The 20886-nt window shown below is 65.9% G+C and carries 13 protein-coding genes; 4 read left to right on the forward strand and 9 right to left on the reverse strand.

The annotated features are described in order from the left end of the window. Positions 1 to 20 precede the first annotated feature (20 nt). From F7O44_RS07655 to F7O44_RS07680, 6 genes are all read right to left on the reverse strand, one after another. A complete protein-coding gene (locus F7O44_RS07655; protein ID WP_162449637.1) occupies positions 21 to 1436 on the reverse strand; it encodes an extracellular solute-binding protein in 1416 nt (471 codons plus the stop codon). Between the two features lie 266 nt (positions 1437 to 1702). Next, complete coding sequence (locus tag F7O44_RS07660; RefSeq protein WP_162449638.1) at positions 1703 to 2617, reverse strand: hypothetical protein; 915 nt, start codon at positions 2615 to 2617, stop codon at positions 1703 to 1705. Positions 2618 to 2826: 209 nt separating this feature from the next. Further along, a complete protein-coding gene (locus F7O44_RS07665) occupies positions 2827 to 3903 on the reverse strand; it encodes an ABC transporter ATP-binding protein (RefSeq protein WP_162449639.1) in 1077 nt (358 codons plus the stop codon). After that, on the reverse strand, positions 3903 to 4772 hold the full coding sequence (locus F7O44_RS07670; RefSeq protein ID WP_162449640.1) for a carbohydrate ABC transporter permease: 870 nt from the start codon (positions 4770 to 4772) through the stop codon (positions 3903 to 3905). Before F7O44_RS07670 ends, F7O44_RS07665 begins: the two co-directional genes overlap by 1 nt. Next, positions 4769 to 5731, reverse strand: coding sequence for a carbohydrate ABC transporter permease (locus F7O44_RS30100; RefSeq protein ID WP_222851164.1), 963 nt, complete (start codon positions 5729 to 5731; stop codon positions 4769 to 4771). Before F7O44_RS30100 ends, F7O44_RS07670 begins: the two co-directional genes overlap by 4 nt. Continuing rightward, positions 5709 to 7148 (reverse strand): extracellular solute-binding protein, encoded by a 1440-nt coding sequence (locus F7O44_RS07680; RefSeq protein ID WP_162449641.1) that lies wholly within the window; start codon positions 7146 to 7148, stop codon positions 5709 to 5711. Before F7O44_RS07680 ends, F7O44_RS30100 begins: the two co-directional genes overlap by 23 nt. 343 nt (positions 7149 to 7491) lie before the next feature. Here F7O44_RS07680 and F7O44_RS07685 point away from each other — a divergent pair, with 343 nt between their 5' ends. Both F7O44_RS07685 and F7O44_RS07690 read left to right on the forward strand, forming a co-directional pair. Beyond that, positions 7492 to 8235, forward strand: coding sequence for a GntR family transcriptional regulator (locus F7O44_RS07685; protein WP_162449642.1), 744 nt, complete (start codon positions 7492 to 7494; stop codon positions 8233 to 8235). Between the two features lie 613 nt (positions 8236 to 8848). Further along, a complete protein-coding gene (locus F7O44_RS07690; RefSeq protein WP_162449643.1) occupies positions 8849 to 14911 on the forward strand; it encodes a ThuA domain-containing protein in 6063 nt (2020 codons plus the stop codon). A gap of 243 nt (positions 14912 to 15154) precedes the next feature. Here the strand turns inward: F7O44_RS07690 and F7O44_RS07695 are convergent, their stop codons facing one another. The 3 genes from F7O44_RS07695 to F7O44_RS07705 form a co-directional block, all read right to left on the reverse strand. Beyond that, complete coding sequence (locus F7O44_RS07695) at positions 15155 to 16183, reverse strand: PDDEXK family nuclease (RefSeq protein WP_162449644.1); 1029 nt, start codon at positions 16181 to 16183, stop codon at positions 15155 to 15157. 323 nt (positions 16184 to 16506) lie between these two features. Continuing rightward, positions 16507 to 16992: a GNAT family N-acetyltransferase gene (locus F7O44_RS07700; RefSeq protein WP_162449645.1), complete on the reverse strand. Its 486-nt coding sequence runs from the start codon at positions 16990 to 16992 to the stop codon at positions 16507 to 16509. Positions 16993 to 17065: 73 nt separating this feature from the next. Continuing rightward, the gene (locus F7O44_RS07705; RefSeq protein WP_343073841.1) at positions 17066 to 17863 is read right to left on the reverse strand and encodes an IclR family transcriptional regulator; all 798 of its coding nucleotides are present in this window, start codon (positions 17861 to 17863) and stop codon (positions 17066 to 17068) included. Between the two features lie 146 nt (positions 17864 to 18009). Between F7O44_RS07705 and F7O44_RS07710 the strand changes: the two genes are divergently transcribed. Both F7O44_RS07710 and F7O44_RS07715 read left to right on the forward strand, forming a co-directional pair. Next, positions 18010 to 19464: an FAD-linked oxidase C-terminal domain-containing protein gene (locus tag F7O44_RS07710; RefSeq protein WP_162449647.1), complete on the forward strand. Its 1455-nt coding sequence runs from the start codon at positions 18010 to 18012 to the stop codon at positions 19462 to 19464. 5 nt (positions 19465 to 19469) lie between these two features. Continuing rightward, positions 19470 to 20843 (forward strand): FAD-binding oxidoreductase, encoded by a 1374-nt coding sequence (locus F7O44_RS07715; RefSeq protein ID WP_162449648.1) that lies wholly within the window; start codon positions 19470 to 19472, stop codon positions 20841 to 20843. Positions 20844 to 20886 lie beyond the last annotated feature (43 nt).

The raw sequence follows: 20886 nt of genomic DNA on the forward strand, positions 1-20886 counted from the left end.
ATGGTGTCGGGGATCGCCGTTCACCCGCCGGAGACGTTCTCGGCGCCGACGATTCCCTCGAGGTTGGAGTGGAACTCCTGCGCGGCCGAGTCAACATCGGAACGACCGGCGATCACGTTCTCCACCATCCGCTGGATCGCCTCGGAGACCTGGGGGTATTCCTCGAAGCCCGGTCGGTACCAGGTGAGCGGCAGCACTTCCTCGGCGACGAAGGTCTGCATGGGGTCGTCGGCGATGCCGATCTCGTTGACGTCCTCTCGTGCGGTGATGCGAGGTTCACGTTCGACCCAGTCGAGCTGAGCCTCGTAGGTGGCCATGAAGGACAGCAGCTCCCAGGCCTCGAGCGGGTGCTCGGTGTTCGGGTTGATGATCCGGCCCGTGCCGCCGGACGCCGAGACGAAGTCCTGGCCGTTGATACCGGCGCCGGGCTGCTTGGCAGGAATCAACGCCCAGCCGACGAGGTCTTCCCGGTTCTCGATCGGGAATCCGCCGTCGGGGTTGATGACACCTCGCCAGAGGTAGTCGCTTTCGATCATGATGGCGAGGTTGCCGTCCGCGAACGCCTCGAACGACCGGTCGCGGCCGTCGGTGACCAGCTGCATATCGGAGTCGGCCAAGCCCTCGTCGAACACGGTGGAGTAGAACTCCAGTGTCTCCCGTAGTTCAGGGGTGTCGCCCTGCCAGCCGTCGTCGGCGTAGAGATCGCCGCCGGCACCGAGCAGGATCGGGATGAAGCCCTGCAAGGTGGTGGCTTCCTCCATGTTCACCCCGGCGTTGAGCTGCATCGGAATGACGTCGGGAAGCTCGGACTGGATGGTACGGGCCGCGTCGAGGATCTCGTCCCACGACGTCGGCTGCCAGTCCGTGGGCAGACCGGCTTCCTCGAACAGGTCGGTGCGGAAGAACAGCACCCGGCCGTCGGTGCCGAGCGGGATGCCGTAGCGTTCGCCGTCGACGTCCAGGGATCCGCTGACCGCCTCGGGAATCTGCTCCCAGCCCTCCCAGTCGTTGACGACGTCGCCGACGACGGTGTGCAGTGGCTCGATCAGCCCGCCGGCGGCGAATTCAGCGGTCCAGAACTGGTCGAACGAGGTGATGTCCGGCCCTTCACCGACCGAGAGGTCGAGGGCGAGCTGTGTCTTGTAGTCGTCCACCCCGCCCTCGATGTGCTCTACGGTGACCTCGCGGCCCTCGTCGGCCATCTTGGCCTCGAACTCGGGGATGACGTAGTCCTCGATCCAGACGGCGACGACGTCCGGGCGTACGGCGTTGTGAGAGATTGTCAGGTGAACGGGCTCGTCCGAGGGTTCGGGCGCTTCCTGGGCCGCGTTGTTGTCGTCGGACGTGTCGTTGTCGTCGCCGCCGCAAGCAGCGAGCACAAGCACGGAAGCGAACAGCGCAGCGGCAAATCTGCTACCTCTGAGGTAGGTCTTCAATTCTTCCTCCAGCCAGCACAGTGGGCCAACTGATGTCGGCCTACACCGATCATGAGGCTGTCAGCATGTCATGACCTTTTAACTTGGTCTAGACCTCCGCGTAACATTGGCCCAACTGTGATCGAACAAGACTCGCTCAGGCCGGCCGCGTGCTGCCAGGAAGCTTGATATACCGGCTGCCAACAAGGAAGCTCATTGTCGCTGGGGCAACCACAAGCTTCCTCATTGCGGTGCGGTGACATGCTGGCAGCGCGCTGGGTCCGGCCTTACGCCGCGTGGCGGAGCTGGTGGTTGATGGCTGACCGTATCTCGCTGAGCACCGCACCGGGTTCTTCGCGGATCCGGCGCGGCGATACCGGCAGGACCCGCCAGCCGAGGCTGGCGAGGCGGGCACGACGCCGCTCGGTCGCCTCCGGGGCGTCGCCGAACCGATGCCACTCGATCGACTCGACCTCGAGAACCAGTCGGATGCTCTCATAGTGGGCGTCGGGCACGAGGTCCGGCGCGTCGGGCAAGGGCTCGTTCCACCGCGGCTCGTCCAGGTCGCGGCTACCGCGGACGAGGTCACGGAGCTCACATTCGGGCGCGGACCGGCAACCAGCTCGGACGTCGGCGAGCGCTTGCCGGGCGAATGCCAGCCCACGAGGATCCATCCGGACGTATTCGGCTCCCAGCCGATCGACTGTTGTCAGGCCGCACTGCACGACCTCACACAGCGCTGCCCTGGCGTCCCGGAGGCCGTCCACCTCATGGGTTGCGTCGATCGCGGCTCGCTCGGGCGGCGCGCACGGGATACCGCGGATCACGCGGGCCACGGGCATCGAGCGAACCCGGCGAATGGTGGCGACGGGGATCGCGGCTCGACGCACATACGGCGGCACGAGCAGCACGGCTCCTGGCGTGGCGGGCACATACCGCATGCCATATCCACGGCACGCGGCCGATCCGGTCAGCACAGCCTCCTCACCGGCGTAGAGCAGCGCGCCTCGCACCCGATGCCGCTCCTGCAACGGCCCGGTGAACGTCACATACACACCCGGCAAGAAGCGTTGCCACGGTCCGCGAGGACCCAAGGCATGCCGGATAGCGGCCGGGCTCAGCCCGGCTTGCAACGCTTGCCGCCTCGTGATCAGCCCGTCCTGCGCGGAAGCCAGCGCGCGCAACGCCGGTGACATCTGCATGCGCCGATCCTCGCAACGCATCCCCCGAGATGGAACGCCGATGACGGATCTGTGGATAACCACGGCCGGCGAGTCTGTAGTTCAACCACCACAAGGAAGCGTGACGGCGCCAGTAGGCGCAATAAGGAAGCTTATGGTTGCTGGGGCAGCCATAAGCTTCCTCATTGCGGCCCGCGACGTGCGTTGCGGTGCCGGGTATAGCGCAGCATTCAGCCGTGAATCAGCGCGCCCTCGGAGGCGTCGAAGAGCAGCGTGCGGTCGCGGCGGGGCACTACCCAGCCGCGTGTACCGGAGGGCGGCTCCTCGTCTTCGTCGACCACCACTTGGATCCGGGCTTCGTCGGTCTCCACCGTGATCAGTGCGGCGGCTCCGAGGTTCTCCACGATGGTGGCGGTTCCTTCGATGGCGTCATCAACCGGTGTGGGGGACCACTGCAGGTACTCCGGGCGTGCGCCCCAGGTGACCTGGTCACCGTCGTCGACCTGTCCTTCCGCGGACGATGGCAGTGGCAGCGTCGAGCCCGCCACCTTGACTCGGTCGCCGGAGACGGTGGCCGAATGCAGATTCATCGGCGTGGAGCCAACGAAACCGGCGACGAACGTATTCGCCGGCCGGGCGAAGACTTCGCGCGGACTGCCGATCTGCTGGATCCGGCCGTCCTTCATGATGGCCATCCGGTCGGCCAAGGCGAGCGCCTCGGCTTGGTCATGGGTGACGAACACGGTGGTGACGCCAAGTTCGCGCTGCAGCCCTTTGAGAAATGTCCGGGCCTCCAGGCGAAGCCGGGCGTCGAGGTTGGAGAGCGGCTCGTCGAACAGGAACACCTGGGGGTTGCTCGCGACCGCACGAGCCAACGCGACCCTCTGCTGCTGCCCGCCGGACAGCTGGCCGGGGCGCCGACCGGCGAGGCCGTGTAGCGCCAGGCCTTCGGCGGTTTCCTCAGCGGTCGCCAGCCGGCTCTTGCGCGGCACCTTCTGGAGTCTGAGCGGATAGGCGATGTTGTCCGCGACGGTCATGTGCGGGAAGAGCGCGTAGTCCTGGAAGACCATGGCGATCTGACGTTGCCCGGGCTCCATATCGGTGACATCTCGCTCGCCGATGAACAACCGCCCCTCGGTGGCGGCCTCCAGGCCGGCGATGGTGCGAAGCAGCGTCGTCTTCCCGCATCCGGAGGGACCCAGCAACGCGAAGAACTCGCCGTCTTCGATGGTGAGATCGAGACCGTCGACGGCGCGGACGCCGCCCGGGAACTCCTTGACCAACTGCTGGGTGGTGATCGCTGCCATCAGCTCTTGATACCTCCGTAGAAACGGAACCCGTAGCGCTTGTTGACGAACAGATACAGCAGCACTACGGGGATGGAGAACAGCAGGGAGAACGCTGAGATCAGGGCCAGGTTCGGCTGACCGCCCTCGGTGTACAGGGTGAACATGACGACCGCCGCCGGGAACTGATCGGGCGAGCGCAGCAGGATGAATGGGATCAAGAAGTTCCCCCACACCTGCACGACACCCCATACGGCGATGGTCGCCAGTCCTGGCCGTGCGATAGGTACAACGACGTGGCGCAGGATCTGCAAGGACGAGGCTCCGAACACCCGGGCGGATTCCTCGTAAGACTTCGGGGTGTTGTCCATGAAGTCTTTCAGGATGAAGATGGCGGCGGGGAGCAGGCCGCCGGCCATCACGAGCACCACCGCGAGATAGGTGTCCATCAAACGAAGCTCGGTGATCAGGACGAAGATGGGCACCATCGCCGCGGTTCCGGTGACGATCGCCGAGAGCAGGAGCAGGGTGTAAAGCAGCAGGTCGCGCCCGGGAACCCGCACCCGGGACAAGGCGTACGACGCAAGCGCGGCGAGCACGAGGACGATCGCCATCGTGCCCAGCGAGATGATCACCGAGTTCCATAGAGAGCGCAGCGCGTACGGGTTCTCCAGCAGCACCTGGAAGTTCCGGAGGGTGAACTCCGGCACGGACAGCCGCAGCGCCGGGGCGCGGTCGAACGGTGCCGTGACGAGCCAGAGCACCGGCAAGGCGAAGAAGGCGATGACGAAGCCGATGAAGACGTAGCGCCCGATTCGCCCGAGAGCGGCTCGAGTGAATCTCGCGGCGTCGTGGTGCCGGGTCGGTGCCGGCTGATCCGTGATGGTCATGTGTGACGTCGCTCCCTCAGCACCCGGAGGTAGATCAGCGCGATGACGAGGTTGATCACGATCATGATCAGCGAAAATGCGGCACCCCGGCCGAGCTCACCGGTCTGCAACGCCAGCCGGTAGATGAGCACCGGGAAGATCTCGGTCTCTTGCCCGGGACCGCCGCCGGTCAGCAGGAATGGTGTGAACACATTGAACGTCCACAAGGTCACCAGCAGCATGACGGTCAGGATGTGTCCCCGGATGTTGGGGAACACGACATCACGCAGGATGGCCAAGGTGCGGGCACCAGACATCCGCGCGGTTTCCAGCTGCGAAGGCGGGACCGAGGCCAGCGCCGAACTGAACAGCAGCATCGAGAACGCGGTGCCGTTGAAGATGTTGAACGCGATGATCGACTGCATCGGATACTCGAGCAGCCACGCCGTGCCCTCAGTGCCCAGGATCATGTTCAGTGTGCCGTCACGGCGGTCCAGCAGAACAAGCCACAGCCAGGCGATCACTGACGCCGGCAGGATCCAGGCAAGCAACACCAAGGTCTCGACCACGCCTCGCATCGTCTTGCCGGCGCTTCGCATCAGCCAGGCGATGGTGAAACCCAGAACCATCTGACCGGCCAGGGCAGAGCCGATGACGAAGACGAAGGTACGCGAGAGCGAGCCGAGAAAACGGTCGTCGGTCAACGCGTCGATGTAGTTGTCCAGCCCGACGAACTCGGGTTCGGCCGCCGCCAGGCCGGTCAGCCGCCAGTTCGTGACCCCCAGGTAGAGCGTCCACAGCGCCGGAAAGACCAGAAAGACGCCGATCAGAACCATCGCGGGTGCAACGAAGGCGCTGGCCCGTGCCCGGCCTAGCCCAGCAGCGTCCGGGTCGAGCCGTCTCTTGGACTGCCGGCGCAGGGGCCCGGCGCTGTCGCGGGGCCCCTGCGGCAGCTGATCAGTCGGTGATGTTGTCGGCACCAACGATCCCTTCGAGCGCGGACTGGTACTGCGCGGCCGCGTCTTCGGGCGATACGCCGGTGACCACGGCTTCGGTGGCTTCTTGCAGGGCGATCGAGACCGCTGGGTACTCCTCCAGTCCTGGCCGGTAGAACGTGATAGGCAGTACCTCTTCGGCGATGAAGCTGATCATGTCGTCGTCGATGAGCTGCTCGTTCACATCCATCCGAGAGGTGATGCGCGGGTCGTCGGCATGCCTCTCGAACAACGCGTCCGGAGACTCGAGGAACTCCATGAGCCGCCAGGCGACCTCCGGGTTGTCCGAATTCGGGTTCAGGACGCGGCCGCCACCACCCGACATGCTGACGAAGTCCTGGCCGTTGACGCCGGCCCCCGGCTCCATGGCCGGGATCATCGCCCAGCCGATGACGTCGTCGCGGTTCTCCATCGGTGCGAGGTCTGATCCCGGGTTGATCACCGAGCGCCAGAGATAGTCACCCTCGATCAGCATGCCGATCTCACCCTCGGAGAACATGAGGAAGGAGTTGTCGCGTCCGGCTGCCTCCTGCTGGAGCAGTGGGTCGCCGAGTTCTTCGTCCCCGTAAACGGCCGCGTAGAACTCGAGCACCTGTTCCATTTGCGGCGATGCGCCTTGCCAGGTGCCGGCGTCCTCGTCGTAGATGTGCGCGCCGGTGCCCACCAAGAGGGGGAGGAATCCCTGCATGGTGGTGGCTTCTCCCATGGCGGTTCCGCCGTTGAGCTGAAGGGGAACGACGCCATCGAGTTGCTGGAGTGCGCGGGCGGCGTCAAGTATCTCCGCCCAGCTGGTCGGCTGCCAGTCCTCCGGAAGCCCGGCCTCGGCGAACAGTTCGGTGTTGTAGTAGATCACCCGGCCGTCGGTGCCGCCCGGAATGCCGTACCGCTGGCCTTCGAACGACATGTTCTCCTGCACGGCCTCTGGGATCTGGTCCCATCCGTCCCACGCGCTGGAGTCTGGGTGGATCTCCTCCAGCGGCTGGATGTAATCGGCTTGAGCGAACTCGCCGACCCAGATGCCGTCGAAGCCGCCGATCACGTCCGGCCCTCCTCCGGTGGAGAGGTCGAGAGCAATGGTGGTTTTGTAGTCTTCGTCGTCGGCGCCGCTGCCCTCGAAGACAACCTGGACCTCGACGCCTTCGTCGGCCATCATGTTCTCGAACTCGGGAATCGCTGAGTCCTCGATCCACTCGGCGGCCTCGGTGTTCTTGCCACCGCGGATGGCGTTCTCTGCCAGCGTGATAGTGACGGGCGCGGCGTCGTCGGGCTGTTCTTCCTCGTCCGGAGCGGCCTCGCCGTTGTCGGGGTCGTCAGCGTCGGCATCATCTCCGCACGCGGCGAGCACGAGCGCGGATGCGAGAACGGCTGCCGTGAGCATTCCTCGTTTGCGGTAGATCTTCATTGATCCTCCAACTGTCGCTGTGCCGTGCGATCGTGGCTTGGCGAGAGTGACCGCGGGTCAATCAGCTGAGCTGAGACCTCATCTAGTCACTGTGCGTCGAGGTTCACGAGACACCCCCGTGATAACTGACTACAACGTCTGGCTGTCAGGATGTCACGACCTTTTAACTCTGACCAGGCCTTTGCCTAACATCTGCCGAACTGTGATTCAGCGGTAGCCTCACCGTACGGTGAGTCGGTACCTTGCGGTGGAAGACAACAAGGGGCCGGGTGCACGGCGGATATGCCGCCAATCTTGTCTTAACATATTGTTGTCCGTACGCGTTCAACGGTGAGGGGTTCGGATGGCCGAAAATGTTCCGCAACTAGTGGTAGATCGTGCCAGTCCGGTGCCGTTGTACTTCCAGGTCGCACAGCATCTGGAGCAGTTGATCGAGTCCGGTGTCTATCCGCCCGGGACTCGTCTGGACAATGAGATCTTGCTGGCTGATCAGCTGGGGTTGTCGCGGCCGACCATGCGCCGGGCTATCGAGTATCTGGTTGATCGCGGCCTGTTGGTGCGTAAGCGCGGTGTGGGGACCCAGGTGGTGCAGCCGAAGGTTCGCCGGCCGGTGGAGTTGTCCAGCCTGTTCGACGACCTTCGCACCTCGGGCCGGGAGCCGCGAACCGAGGTGCTCCGTTTCGAGGTGGAGCATCCGTCGGAGGTAGTGGCCGAGGCGTTGGGCGTGGGGACTGACTCCGACGTGTACGTGATCGAACGGCTCCGGTTCACCGGTGACGAGCCGTTGTCGATCATGCACAACTACATTCCCGTCGGCCCGCTCGAGCTCACTCGGGAAGCGCTGTCCGAGCAAGGTCTGTACGACATCATCAGGGCGGCCGGCATCAGCCTGAAGATCGCGACGCAGTCCATAGGCGGCCGCGCGGCACGGGCGTCGGAGGCCCGCCTGCTGGACGAGCGTCCAGGCGCGCCGTTGCTCACGATGACTCGCGTGGCCTACGACGATACCGGCCGCGCCGTCGAATACGGGTCGCACATCTATCGCGCCTCCCGCTACACCTTCGAACTCACCCTCACCACCGGCTAGCCCTGAATGATCATGTTTGGTGGGTTTTCCCCAGCGTCACCATGCCTGCGGGCCGGGTGAGGCAGGCGAAGCCCTGGTAACGCGAGCCGTCCGGTTCCTTGCGCCTTTGGGATGGGGGGCCGTGGCTGGCCGGGGTGCTGGTGATCGTCGCGTGAATGGCGACGGGCACCGGTACTCGTGGGCTGTGCGGTCGTGAAGATCGTCGTGCCAGAAACTGCCATCCACCTCAGGGCCCCGGGGTAGCCGAACACACAGTCGCGCCGCTCACCGGTGATCGGCAGCGGAAGACGGCTTCCAAAACGGCGATCTGAACACGCTGCCGGCCACCGGACGGCACCAATGATCCTGCCCCGGGCACTCGGTGGCCGTCCTCGCTCCGGCAACGGTCAGGGCAGAAAGTGGGCAGCCGGGCCGATCGTCCTCGAGCCGGAATGTGGCCATGGCGATGTCCGTCGCCCGTGGTAGAAGCGAGTTTCCGAAATGCGGATATCCTCCACCGTTTGGATAACTTGACATATTTCGGACGGGCGATCAATGTTTAGGGCACGTTAACTCCGGATTCTCCGCGCGATTCATTCGTCATTAGTCGGCACTAAGGATGGGCGAGAATGCCATGAGACGAGTCCACCGGTTCCTGTTAGCGCTAACAGCAACGTTGGCATTGCTAGCAACGACGATCGTCGGCGCGGTTCTCCCCGCTGCCGTCGCACACGACCACGACGGCGACCACGACGAATACGAAGTGCTGTTCTTCCACCTCACGACCGGTTTTCGGCATGACTCGATCCCGGCCGCGATTCAGGCCGTCGAGGAACTCGGCGCGGAACACGGGTTCTCCGTGACCGAGACGCAGGACCCCACGGTGTTCAGTGACGAAAACCTGGACAATTACGCGGCTGTCGTGTTCTTCACCGACGGTGAAAACACCTTGAACGCGTCTCAGCGGACCGCATTCGAACGCTACATTCACCGCGGCGGCGGGTTTGTGGGACTACATTCGACGTCCAACATGGACAAGACGGATTGGCCTTGGTGGTCCGACCTGATGGGCCACGCATTCTTCGCCAACCATCCGCCCATCCAGAGCGCGACCATGCACGTCGAAGACGGTGACCACCCCGCCACGGCGCACCTCGGTGAAACGTGGGAGTGGCCCGACGACGAGTGGTACAACTTCACCGCCAACCCCCGCGACGCGGGGGCACACGTGCTGCTCACGGTCGACGAGTCCACATACAACGGCGGCCAGATGGGCGACGATCACCCGATCGCCTGGTGCAACGAGTTCGACGGCGGCCGCACCTTCTACACGGCCATCGGCCATTCGAGTAGTCATTACCAGGATGCGGATATGCGCCAGCACATCCTGGGCGGCATCGAGTGGGCGGCCGGCGTGGTCGACGGCGACTGCGGCGAGCCACGTGAAGGCATCCCCACCGAGGCGGCGTTCGAGAAGGTCGCGTTGGACGACAACACCGCCAACCCGATGAAGATGGACATCGCGCCCGACGGCCGGGTCTTCTACACCGAACTGGCCGGCACCTTGAAGGTGTGGCATCCGGACACTCAAGGGATCGGAGTTGCCGGGCAGCTAGATGTCTACCGTGACCACGAGAACGGGCTGATGGGCATCGCGCTGGACCCGGACTTCGAAGAGAACAACCACATCTATCTCTTCTACAGCGATCCGGACAGCATGGAGGTCGACAACACCGCGGGCGGGCTGCAGCGGATCTCCCGGTTCGAACTGGATCCGGTGGGGGAGACGCTGATCATGGACTCCGAGGTCGCCATCCTGGAGTTTCCGCACCAACGGCAGGAATGTTGCCACTCCTCGGGTGACCTGAAGTTCGACTCCGAGGGCAACCTCTACCTGTCCACGGGCGACGACACCAACCCGTTCGGGTCGCAGAACTTCGCCCCGATCGACTACCGCGACGGGCGGGCGCCTTGGGACGCCGGGCGCAGTTCGGGCAATACGAATGACCTGCGCGGGAAGATCATCAGGATCACGCCGCTCGACGATCCGGGTGACGAGCCCGGTCTCGGCAGCACCTACACGGTGCCTGACGACAACTTGTTCACCGAGGCCAACGACGCCTATCATCACCTCTTCCCGAACGGTGAGTACGACGCCGACCTGGCCCGCCCCGAGATCTATGTGATGGGTCTGCGCAACCCCTTCGGCATCGGCATCGACTCCGCGACCGATGAGCTCTGGATCGGTGACGTCGGCCCGGACTCCAATCCTTCCGGCGGGTCCGATCCGAACCGTGGCCCCCGTGGCTACGACTCGTGGACCAAGGTCACCGAGGCCGGCAACTACGGCTGGCCGTTCTGCTACATCGCCCAGGAGCCCTACCGGCAGTGGACGTTCCCCAGCGGCCCGGCGGGCGACTTCTATGACTGCGAGAACGGCGCGGTGAACGACTCGCCGCGCAACACCGGCCTCGAACAGCTGCCGCCGGCGACTCCGCGCACGCTCTGGTATCCGTATTGCCCGTACACCGCGCCGCCGGCATTCCCGGAGATCCCGAGTGGAAACGTCTCCGGCGGGCAGAACTACGGCTGCGGCCGGGCTGCCTTTATGGGCGACGTCTACCACTTCGATGCCGGCTTGGAAGCCGAAGGCAAGTTCCCGGAGTACTACGACGGCAAACCGTTCGTCATCGAGTGGGAACGCGACATCATCGCCAGTATCACGATGGACGACGGCGAGTACGTGCCGGGCTCGTTCGAGGAGTTCATGTTCGGCTACCGGATGGACGACGGGTTGCGCTTCCGCAAGCCGCATGATCTGCAGTTCGGCCCGGACGGCAACATGTACTTGATCGAATGGGGAGACTCGTTCAACTTCGGTGGTGGCGGGGTCAACCCGGACTCTGGGCTGTACCGGATCAGCTATGTCAAGGGTGGCCGGACGCCGGTGGCGAGTGCGTCGGCGACTCCGGACAACGGCCAGCCGCCGCTAGAGGTGAGCTTCTCGTCCGAGGGTAGCTTCGATCCCGACGGTGAGGACATCACGTACCAGTGGAACTTCGGCGACGGCACGACCAGCGACGATCCGAACCCGACGTACACCTACACCGAGCCTGGGGTCTACCCGGTACAGCTGGTCGTCACCGACACCACGGACCGGTCGAGCAGTTCGAGCCTGACCATCACCGTCGGCAACACGCGGCCGGAGGTGACTATCGAGTTCCCCCACCACGGCCAGATCTTCGAGTGGGGCGACGAGATCCCGTATGAGGTCACCGTCGTCGACGCCGAGGAAGGCTCGACCGACGACGGCGGCATCAGCTGCGACGAGGTCACCGTCCAGCGCGGCCTGTGGCACTCCACCGGTGAAAGTGCACACGTGCACCCGGGACCGACGCAGACCGGCTGCGAGGGTGTGATCCAGACCCAGGCCGACGCGGACCACGGCGAGGACGCCGACATCGCTACCGTGATCACGGCCAGCTACACCGACACCGGCGACCATCCCGATGCCCAGCCGCTCACCGGTGGGGTCACTCACCTGCTGCAGCCGAAGCGCAAGCAAGCTCAGTTCTTCGACGACGCGTCCGACGGAGTGAGCGTGTCCGCGGCCAACGATTCCCAGACCGGCGGCACCAGCGCCATCGCCGGCCAGAACGGCGACTGGGCCTCCTATGAGCCGTACAACCTCGACGGCATCGACCAGCTGACGCTGCGCGCGTCGGCGCTGAGCGACACCACGGTCGAGGTACGCCGCGATGCACCGGATGGCGAACTGCTCGGCACCGCCGATATCGACGGCACGGTGAGCGTCGACCGGGTCGACGGCCCGGACGGATTCGGCAGTGCCGTGCGGCTCAACAGCTCGGGGCCGCTCGAGTATGTTGAGATGCCCGAAGGCATTGTGAGCGACGTCGACGATTTCACTATCTCCGCCTGGGTGGACTGGAACGGCAGCCAGACGTGGACGAGGATCTTCGACTTCGGCTCCGGCACAGGGACGTACATGTTCCTCACCCCCAGCGCGGGTGGAACCGGCAACATGAGATATGGGATCACCACCTCGGGCGGTGGCGCGGCAGAGAACCAGATCAACGCCCAGCAGCCGCTACCGACCGACGGTTGGCAACATGTCGCGGTCACACAGTCCGGTACCACGGGCACCTTGTATCTCAACGGTGAACCGGTCGGCACCAACACCAACATGACGCTCAGCCCGTCCGATTTGGGTGCGACGGAGCAGAACTGGATCGGCGAGTCCCAGTGGGCGGCCGACCCGTTGCTCAACGGTGCCGTGGACGACTTCAACATCTTCGATCACGCGCTGAGCCAGGAAGAGATCCAGTCGTTGATGGCGGCGCCGGGTGGTGGCGACGTCGGCGGCGGCAACGTGGCCTGGTACCAGTTCGACGAGGACGGCGGCACGACGGCGCTCGACTCGTCGGCGCAGGAGAACCACGCCACCATCGCGGTGTCCGACACGATCGCTTCCTGGGCGAATGTCACCTTCGACCTGGCCGAGACCAGCGGGACGTTCCCGCTGCACCTGGTCTTCCCTGAGGGCCAGGCCAGGGTGAACTGGATGGAGTTCGGCGACCCGCCGGACGACCCGGGTGACCCGGATGATCCGGAGATGCCGATCTGCGAGGACGAGACGGTTGTCGACCGGGACGACTTCGAAGGTGACGGCCTGGACGAGAACCGGTGGACCGTCGTCGAACCGGATGCTGAGAACCTGTCGGTCGAGGATGGGCAGCTGAACATCCAGACCGTGCTGGGCCGCGACTTCTTCGCCGGCGACGGCACGCTGCCCAACGTCGTCGTTCAAGATTTGCCGGACGGCGCGTGGACCGCGACGACCTCGATGAACTGGACGCCGGCTCAGAACTACCAGAACGCCGGGCTCGTGGTGTGGGTCGACGAGGAGCACTATGTGAAGGCCGGCATGGTCCACAACAACGGCCGTGCGTTCGAGCTCATCAAGGAGGTGAGTGGCAGTCCGTCGTTCGAGGGCAACGTGAACGTGGGCGGCGACTTCCCGAGTGAGTTCCAGCTGCGCTATGTGTACGACGGCGACACGCTCGAAGCGCAGTTCTCGGCGGACGGCGACTCGTGGACCAGCATCGGCACCACCGATCTGGGCGGTCTGGACGATCCGTCGGTGGGTGTGTACGCCACCAACTCCACCAGCGCGGACGCGACCGAGCCGCCTGTGGCGTCGTACAACTGGTTCTCGCTGGAGTTCGCCGGCGATGCGGCGGAGCGTTCGGTCAGCGACGACTTCTCCGGCAGCGAGCTGGACGGGTGCCGGTGGGACCGCGTCGTGCGCTACGACACGGATCTGCTGGATGTCTCCGACGGCGCGCTGCACATCACCACGACGGACCAGGACATCTTCGGCGGAAACAACACGGATCTGCCGAACCTGGTGCTTCAGGAGGCACCGGAGGGTGACTGGAGCGTCGAGACGAAGATGCATGCTCCGCTGGAGCGCAACTGGCAGAACGCGGGGCTACTCGTCTACGACGACGATGACAACTACCTGAAGGCCGGGTTTGTCGCGACGAACCAGCCGGGTGAACCGCGTGCGGTCAGCGCGGAGGTGGTGGCCGAGGTCGGCGCCGCCGCTGAAGTGACGAACGACGCCGCACCGGACGACGTCGACGACTGGTGGCTGCGGCTGACCAAGCAGGGCGACACGTACACGTTCGAGTGGCGCCCGGACAGCACAGCCGAGTGGACGACATTCCCGAGCAGCCCGTCGATCAGCCTGGAGGATCCCGCATTCGGTGTCTATGCCACGGGTAGCTCCTCGCAGCAGGACGACCAGGAGATCACCGTCAGCTGGCAGTGCTTCGCTCTCGCGGGCGAGGACGAGGACGTGTGCCCCGAATCGGATGATCCGGGTGATCCTCCGGAGGTCTCGGCGGCACTCGATCCGGACGAGCCGGACGGCGACGCCGGCTGGTACGTCTCGCCGGTGACCGTGACGCTGACGGCCGATGATGGCGCCGACGTGGAGTACCGCCTGGGCGGCGACGAGTGGCTCGAGTACGACGAGCCGGTCACCGTGGACGAGGATGGCGAGCACACCGTCGAGTACCGGGCATCGAACGAGTCCGGCACATCCGATGTGGGCTCGGTGTCTGTCTCGCTGGACCAGGCGCCGCCGGAGACGTCGGCGACGCTCGACGGCGACGAGGACGGCGACGGCTATGTCGGCCCGGTGACCGTGACGTTGGCGGCCGAGGACGCGACCTCCGGTGTGGGCGAGACGCATTACCGGATGGCCGGCGACGACGAGCCCGTCGAGTACGACGAGCCGTTCGTCGTGATGGGCGAGGGCGAACAGACGGTGGAGTTCCGGTCGGTGGACGTGGCCGGCAACGTCGAGGAGTGGCAGCAGGTCACCTTCGACGTCGCTCCGCTGGAGTGCCCGGAGCCGGATGACCGGGAGACCGTCGTCGTAGGCGGTGTGGACAGCGGCGTTGTCAACCGGGACGTGGGCAACGGCTGCACTATCAATGACCTCATCGTCGACCGGGAGGAGTGGCCGAACCAGGGCGCGTTCGTCCGGCACGTCCGCGAGGTCACTGGCCAGCTCGTCGACGACGGCGTGATCACCGCCCGGGAGGGCCGGGACATCAACCGCGCCGCCGCCCAGAACGCCGGCCGCGGATCTCGAGGCTCGGTGTAGGCGGCGCAGTAGGTCCAGCGGCGCAGTACGTCTAGCGGCGCAGTACGTCTAGTGGCGCAGTACGTCTAGTGGCGCAGTACGTCTAGTGGCGCAGAGCCCCGCGTGCCCTTCTGGGACGCTCCGCGTATCGGTGATCGTCAGTGGGTTGTGGTCGTAGAGCCGCAGCCACAACGCACTGACGATCACCTCAGCGCGACCACAACGCACTGACGATCACCAGGGTGGGGTGGGGGGATACGGGCATCAGGCGGCGACCGGCGCAGCCAGGTACGCCGCTTCGATCTCCGCAAGCACCTCGTGCGGGCAGGCCCGAAGCCGCTGCGGCGAGACTGGAATGACGATCCACCCCTGTGAAGCCAAGTAGGCACGTCGCTGTTCGGTTCGCTCGTATGCATCGCCACGGCGGTGCCACTCGGCCGAGTCGATCTCGACGATCAGCCGTCGCACCGGCCAGCATGCGTCGGGTCGCAGCCGCCTAAGTCCAGGGATCAGCTCGTTGAATACCGCCGGTGGTAGGACGTCGGACAGGGCCAGTAAGTCGCGCAACTCGCACTCGGGCGCCGACCGGCAGCCGGCGACGACGTCGTCGATTGCTCTTCGCGCCAGCGCAGAGCCGTGTCGCGGGCCTTCCTCGAGTTCCCGGACGAGATCCTCTGTGCTGGCCAATCCGGGTTGAGCAGCTTCGCAGATCAGCGCACGTACAGCGCGGAGTGCGTGGTCGTAGTGGACGCGAGCTCCGGAAGCGGATAGAACCGGTCGGCCGTTGCTCAAATGAGGCACGGTTCGGGTGACCTCGAGGCCAACGTCTCGTGCGGAATCTAGCGCGGCCCTCGCTAGCGGAGCCAGCGGCACCGTCATGTTCGTGGCGACGGCCGGTGAGGCGGGCCCGGGTACCCAGAGCACCGGTTCGGGCAGCCGACGAGTGCACGTGACTCGCACGAAAGCGTGGCTGCTCGGTCTTGCGGTCGCCGGTACGGCGAGCCGCACATATGGGTCGGTGGGCACGTAGTGCAGACCGTGGCGTGTGCACGCGGCCGCCCCTGTGATGACGGAGGACGGACCTCCGTAGAGGACAGCGGCGTAGAGGCGGTCGTCGTCGGTGAGTTCGCGGTTGGACGTGGCGTAGACGGCAGGAAGGACGACCTGCCATCGCCGTTGTTTGATGGCATTCCGGATGGTTGCCCGGCTCAGGCCGGCGGCGCGCGCCTGGGCATGGGTGAGGAGGGCGTACTGGCCGGAAAGCAGTTCTGTCTTCGAGAACTTCATCGTCATGCGCAGGAATATGCGAGCAGAAGAGGCCGGACGCCAGCAAGCAGAGGCAAACTGTGGACAACCAAGAAGCCTGGCAGTTGATGCCTGTGGATAACCCCATCTGTAAACCGGAGACATCGCTCGGCCTCAGTGGGTGATCGACAGTGCGGTGTGGTTGTTGGTTGGCGACCACACCACACTGTCGATCACCCCAGGACGACCACAGCGTCCTGACGATCACCGAGAAGGTGGGCGGAAGGCAGCACGGAGAAGGGTGGAAGGCGGCACAGAGAAGCAGCACCGAGAAGCTGCGAGGGCGGGTGAACCGCCGACCCCGCTGGAGATCACGCCATGGGCACGAAGCCCAGCTTCTGGTAGAGGCCCAGTGCGGCGTGGTTCTCGTCGTCTACGCGCAGGCCGACGGTGCGCTCCGGTACTGCTGCGAGCGAGGCGCGGCAGAGCGCCTCGCCCAGCCCGGTACGCCGGTGCTCGGGATGTGTGAAGAGGTCGATCATGAAGACAAGGTGACGCACATCGTCCCAGGGCGGGGAGTCGACGAGCAGAACCGCGGCTTTGGGGGCGCCGTCGACGTCGGCGAGGAACGAGGCGCCGGTCAGCCAGGTTCCGTACTCGCCGTTCCAGGCTGCGTGGATGTCGGCGATCGCGGCGTCGGACGTACCTACCTCGTCGTCCGGAAGACACTGTGCGTACAGCCGGCCGACCGCGTCGAGATCGTGCCGGGTGATCGGTCGAATCGCTGCCTGGCTGGCTGGGAATGCGATTCCCCGGGGGGCCGGATCATCGTGAGTTGCACTGGCCCATCGTGTCATGTGGACGGGGCTGGTCTCATGCTGATTTTGGCCGCTTCGCGGAACGCGGAACCGCGTTGCCGCGATGCGGACGTTATCCGTATTGCGGAAAAGCCTCCCCGTCAGCGTTGCCTGCGCGTAGCGAAGCGGACAGTGCTGCCGCGATCCGCGTCATCTCGGCGATCAGCCGGTCCTGCTGCCGCGGTTCGAGCCGGGCCGCGGGTCCGGATACGGACATGCCCGCCACGGGCTGGCCGACGACGAACACCGGCACGGCGATGCAGCGCACCGCCTCTTCCTCCTCGCCGGCGTCGATGGCATAACCCTGGCGGGCCACGGTGTCGAGTTCGGCGAAGAACTGGTCCTGGTCGGTGATGGTGGTGGAGGTGCGCCGGGGCAGTCCGGTGCGGTCGATGATCCGCTCGGCGTCCTCGCGTGGGCTGTAGGCGAGCAGGACCTTGCCTACGGCGCTGGAGTGTGGCAGGACGCGGTTGCCGACGTGGGTGAACATGCGCAGCCTGCGGGGTGCGGACACCTGGGCTATGTAGACGACGTAATCGCCGTCCAGGACGGCGAGGTTGGCGGTCTCCTGACTGATCTCGGACAGCTCGGCCAGGTGGCGCCGGGCCCACACGCCGAACAGCCGGGTGTAAGGCTCGCGCAGCTTCAGCACGCTGGGGCCTAGCAGGTAACGGCGTGACTCCGGGTCCTGCCGGATGTATCCGCGTGCTCCCAGAGTGCTCAAGAGCCGGTGGACGGTCGCGAGCGGCAGATCGGTCTCCTGGATGAGTGTTGTCAATCCAAGCGCGCTGTCGGCTTGCGCCAGGGCCTCGAGGAGGTCCAGGGCTCGTTCCACAGACTGCACGCTGCCCGCGTTCTTGCTCTTGGCCACGTCTGCCTCCTGTTGTGGTTCGCCTCGGGTCACGGAGCGGATTCGATCGGCCGGCGACCCTTGACCCGTTGCGTCGTGTGACCGTAACATCCTATCCACATTTAGATAAAGCGTATCCATATAACGGATAAGCCAGGGAGTCCGGCGTGGCACCAGGGGATCTTCAGCGCGACCTTCTCGGCGTCCTGGGCGCAGACGGCCTGGTGGCGGAGCACTCTCAGCGGCGTACCTACGAGTCGGACGGACTTACCGCCTACCGCGCGATTCCGGCGCTCGTGGCGCTGCCGAAAAGCACCGAGGAGGTGGCCGGCGTCGTCCGCATATGTGCCGATCACGGCGTGCCGCTAGTGCCCCGGGGTGCCGGCACAGGGTTGTCCGGAGGTGCGCTGCCCCATCCCGAAGGTGTTCTCATCGTGCTGTCGCGGATGCGCCGCATCATCGATGTCGACGTGGTGAATCAGCGCGTGACCGTCGAGCCGGGCGTCACCAACGCGGCCATCAGCAGCGCGGTCGCACCCCACAACCTGTACTACGCGCCGGATCCGTCCAGCCAGATCGTGTGCTCCATCGGAGGCAACGTCGCTGAGAACTCTGGCGGCGCCCACTGCCTCAAGTACGGCTTCACGACGCATCACGTCCTGGCCTCCGAACTGGTACTGCCGGACGGCGAGATCATCGACGTCGGCGGGCCGACACTGGATCCACCCGGCTATGACCTGCGTGGAGTCCTCGTAGGGTCGGAGGGAACGCTGGGAGTGGTCACGAAGGTGACACTTCGCCTTCTTCGCCGGCCGGAAGCGGTCCGAACGCTGGTCGCGGACTTCGCCGATCCAGCGACGGCAGGTGAGGCTGTTAGCGCTATCATCGCCGCCGGTATCGTGCCCGCAGCGGTCGAGATGATGGACAATCTCGCCATCCAGGCCTGCGAGTCCGACGCGGCCGCCGGCTTCGACACCGAAGCCGGGGCGGCGCTGATCGTTGAGCTCGATGGGCCCTCGGCCGAATGCGACGCCTCGTTCGCCCAGACGGTCATGCTGTGCCAGGAGAGCGGCGCTACGGCTATCCGGCTCGCCGACGACCCCCAGGAGCGCGCGCTGGTGTGGAAAGGCCGCAAGGCCGCGTTCGCCGCGATGGGCCGCCTAGCCCCCGATTACCTGGTACAAGATGGCGTCATTCCGCGTACCCGGCTGGGGGAGTGCCTGGCGCGGATCGCCGAAATGGCTGCCGAGGCGGACCTCCGCGTGGCGAATGTCTTCCACGCCGGCGACGGAAACCTCCATCCGCTAGTGCTCTTCGACAGCTCGCGCCCAGGCGAGACTGAGCGTGCCGAAGCGCTGTCGACCGGCATCGCGGAGCTGTGTGTCGCCTTCGGCGGTTCGCTCTCGGGCGAGCACGGTATCGGTGCGGACAAAGCGTGCTCCATGCCCAAGATGTTCGGCGCCGACGATCTCGACGTCATGAACCGGGTGCGGGCGGCGTTCGACCCCGAGGGACGCTGCAACCCGGACAAGGTCCTCCCGACGCCCCGGTTGTGCGGCGAGAAGCCGGGACGGTACCGGCCGCATCCGCTCGAAGCTGCCGGAATCATCGAGCGGCTGTGACGACGATGAGCCCCGAATCTCGGACGAACGACGCCCGGAAGAACGACGTCCCCGTGACCGACGACGGCAGTGCCCACCTGGTCGCAGCGTCGGCGGCGATCAGCGAGCTCAGCGCCCAACATCGCCCGTCGGACCTGGCCGCCGCGCGCGATGCCGTCGTCGCGGCGCGAGAAGCCGACACGAACGTGATCATCCACGGTGGTGGCACCAAACTCACCTGGGGCGCGCGCCCAGACTCGACCGGACGCGCGTGGTCGGCCATCGACACCCGTGCCATGGATGCGCTGATCCACCACGAACCAGGTGACATGACCGCGATCGTGCAGGCGGGTATCCCCCTCGCCCGGCTGCGGGCCGAGCTGGCCGTCGCTGGTCAGCAGCTCGCCGTCGACCCGCCCCGCCGGGGAGGCGGGCCGACGGTGGGCGGCGCCTACATCGCGAACGACGCGGGGCCGTTGCGGTTCAGCTACGGCGGCATCCGCGACTTGGTGATCGGTACGACGACGGTCCTGGCCGACGGCACGATCAGCCGCAGCGGCGGCAGCGTTATCAAGAACGTCGCGGGGTATGACCTGAACAAGCTGTGGTGCGGCTCGCTCGGCACCCTGGGACTGGTTGTCGAGCTGATCGTCCGGCTGCATCCACTCCCCGAAGCCAGCCGCGCGCTGCGCATCCCCGCGACGGCGGAGACCGCGTCGTCGTTCATCGCCGACTTGCTGGCCAGCCCGGCTGAGTGCAGCGTCGTGGAATGGACCAGCGTCGGTGGCGGCGTTCTCCTGCTGGGATTCGAGGGCCGCTCGGACGGGCTCCCCGCCCGCGTGGACGCCGTCGCGGCGCTTGCCCGGCGGCATGGGTTGTCCGCGGAGCTGGTCGACGATGCTGACGACGACGCCGCCGGCGACGAGGACGACACGACCGGCGACGACGGTTCAACCACGCGCGGCGTCCTGGATCACTGGCGCGAGGCGCATGCTGGACGGCCGGGCGACACCGTAGTGCGCGCGGCAACGCTGCCGGACCGGCTCGGGCACGTGGCAGCAGCACTAGACCAGGCCGGGCACGCTGCGGCGGGTTCGTCGCCGGGCGGTGCCGATGTGGAAAGCGAGTTGCACAGCCACGCCGGGCTCGGCCTGCACGATCTCGTCCTTCGTGGTGGGGACACTGCCGCGCAGGCGGTCCTGGTGCGCGAGTGGAGGCGACGGGTTGCGGCGCTGGGTGGCAGTGTCGTCGTCCGGGAACGCCCGCCGGAGCTGGATCAGCACGTCGATCCGTGGGGTCAGCTGGGCCCGGCCCGGCTACTTGACCTCTCCGAGGCGGTCAAGCGCTCGGTCGATCCGGAACGGCGCTTCGCGCCCGGCCGATTCGTGGGAGGGCTATAGCGGTGCGAACACGCGAACGAGGTCCCCGGAAACAGACGTGTGA

Source organism: Phytoactinopolyspora mesophila (genome assembly GCF_010122465.1).
Taxonomy (GTDB): domain Bacteria; phylum Actinomycetota; class Actinomycetes; order Jiangellales; family Jiangellaceae; genus Phytoactinopolyspora; species Phytoactinopolyspora mesophila.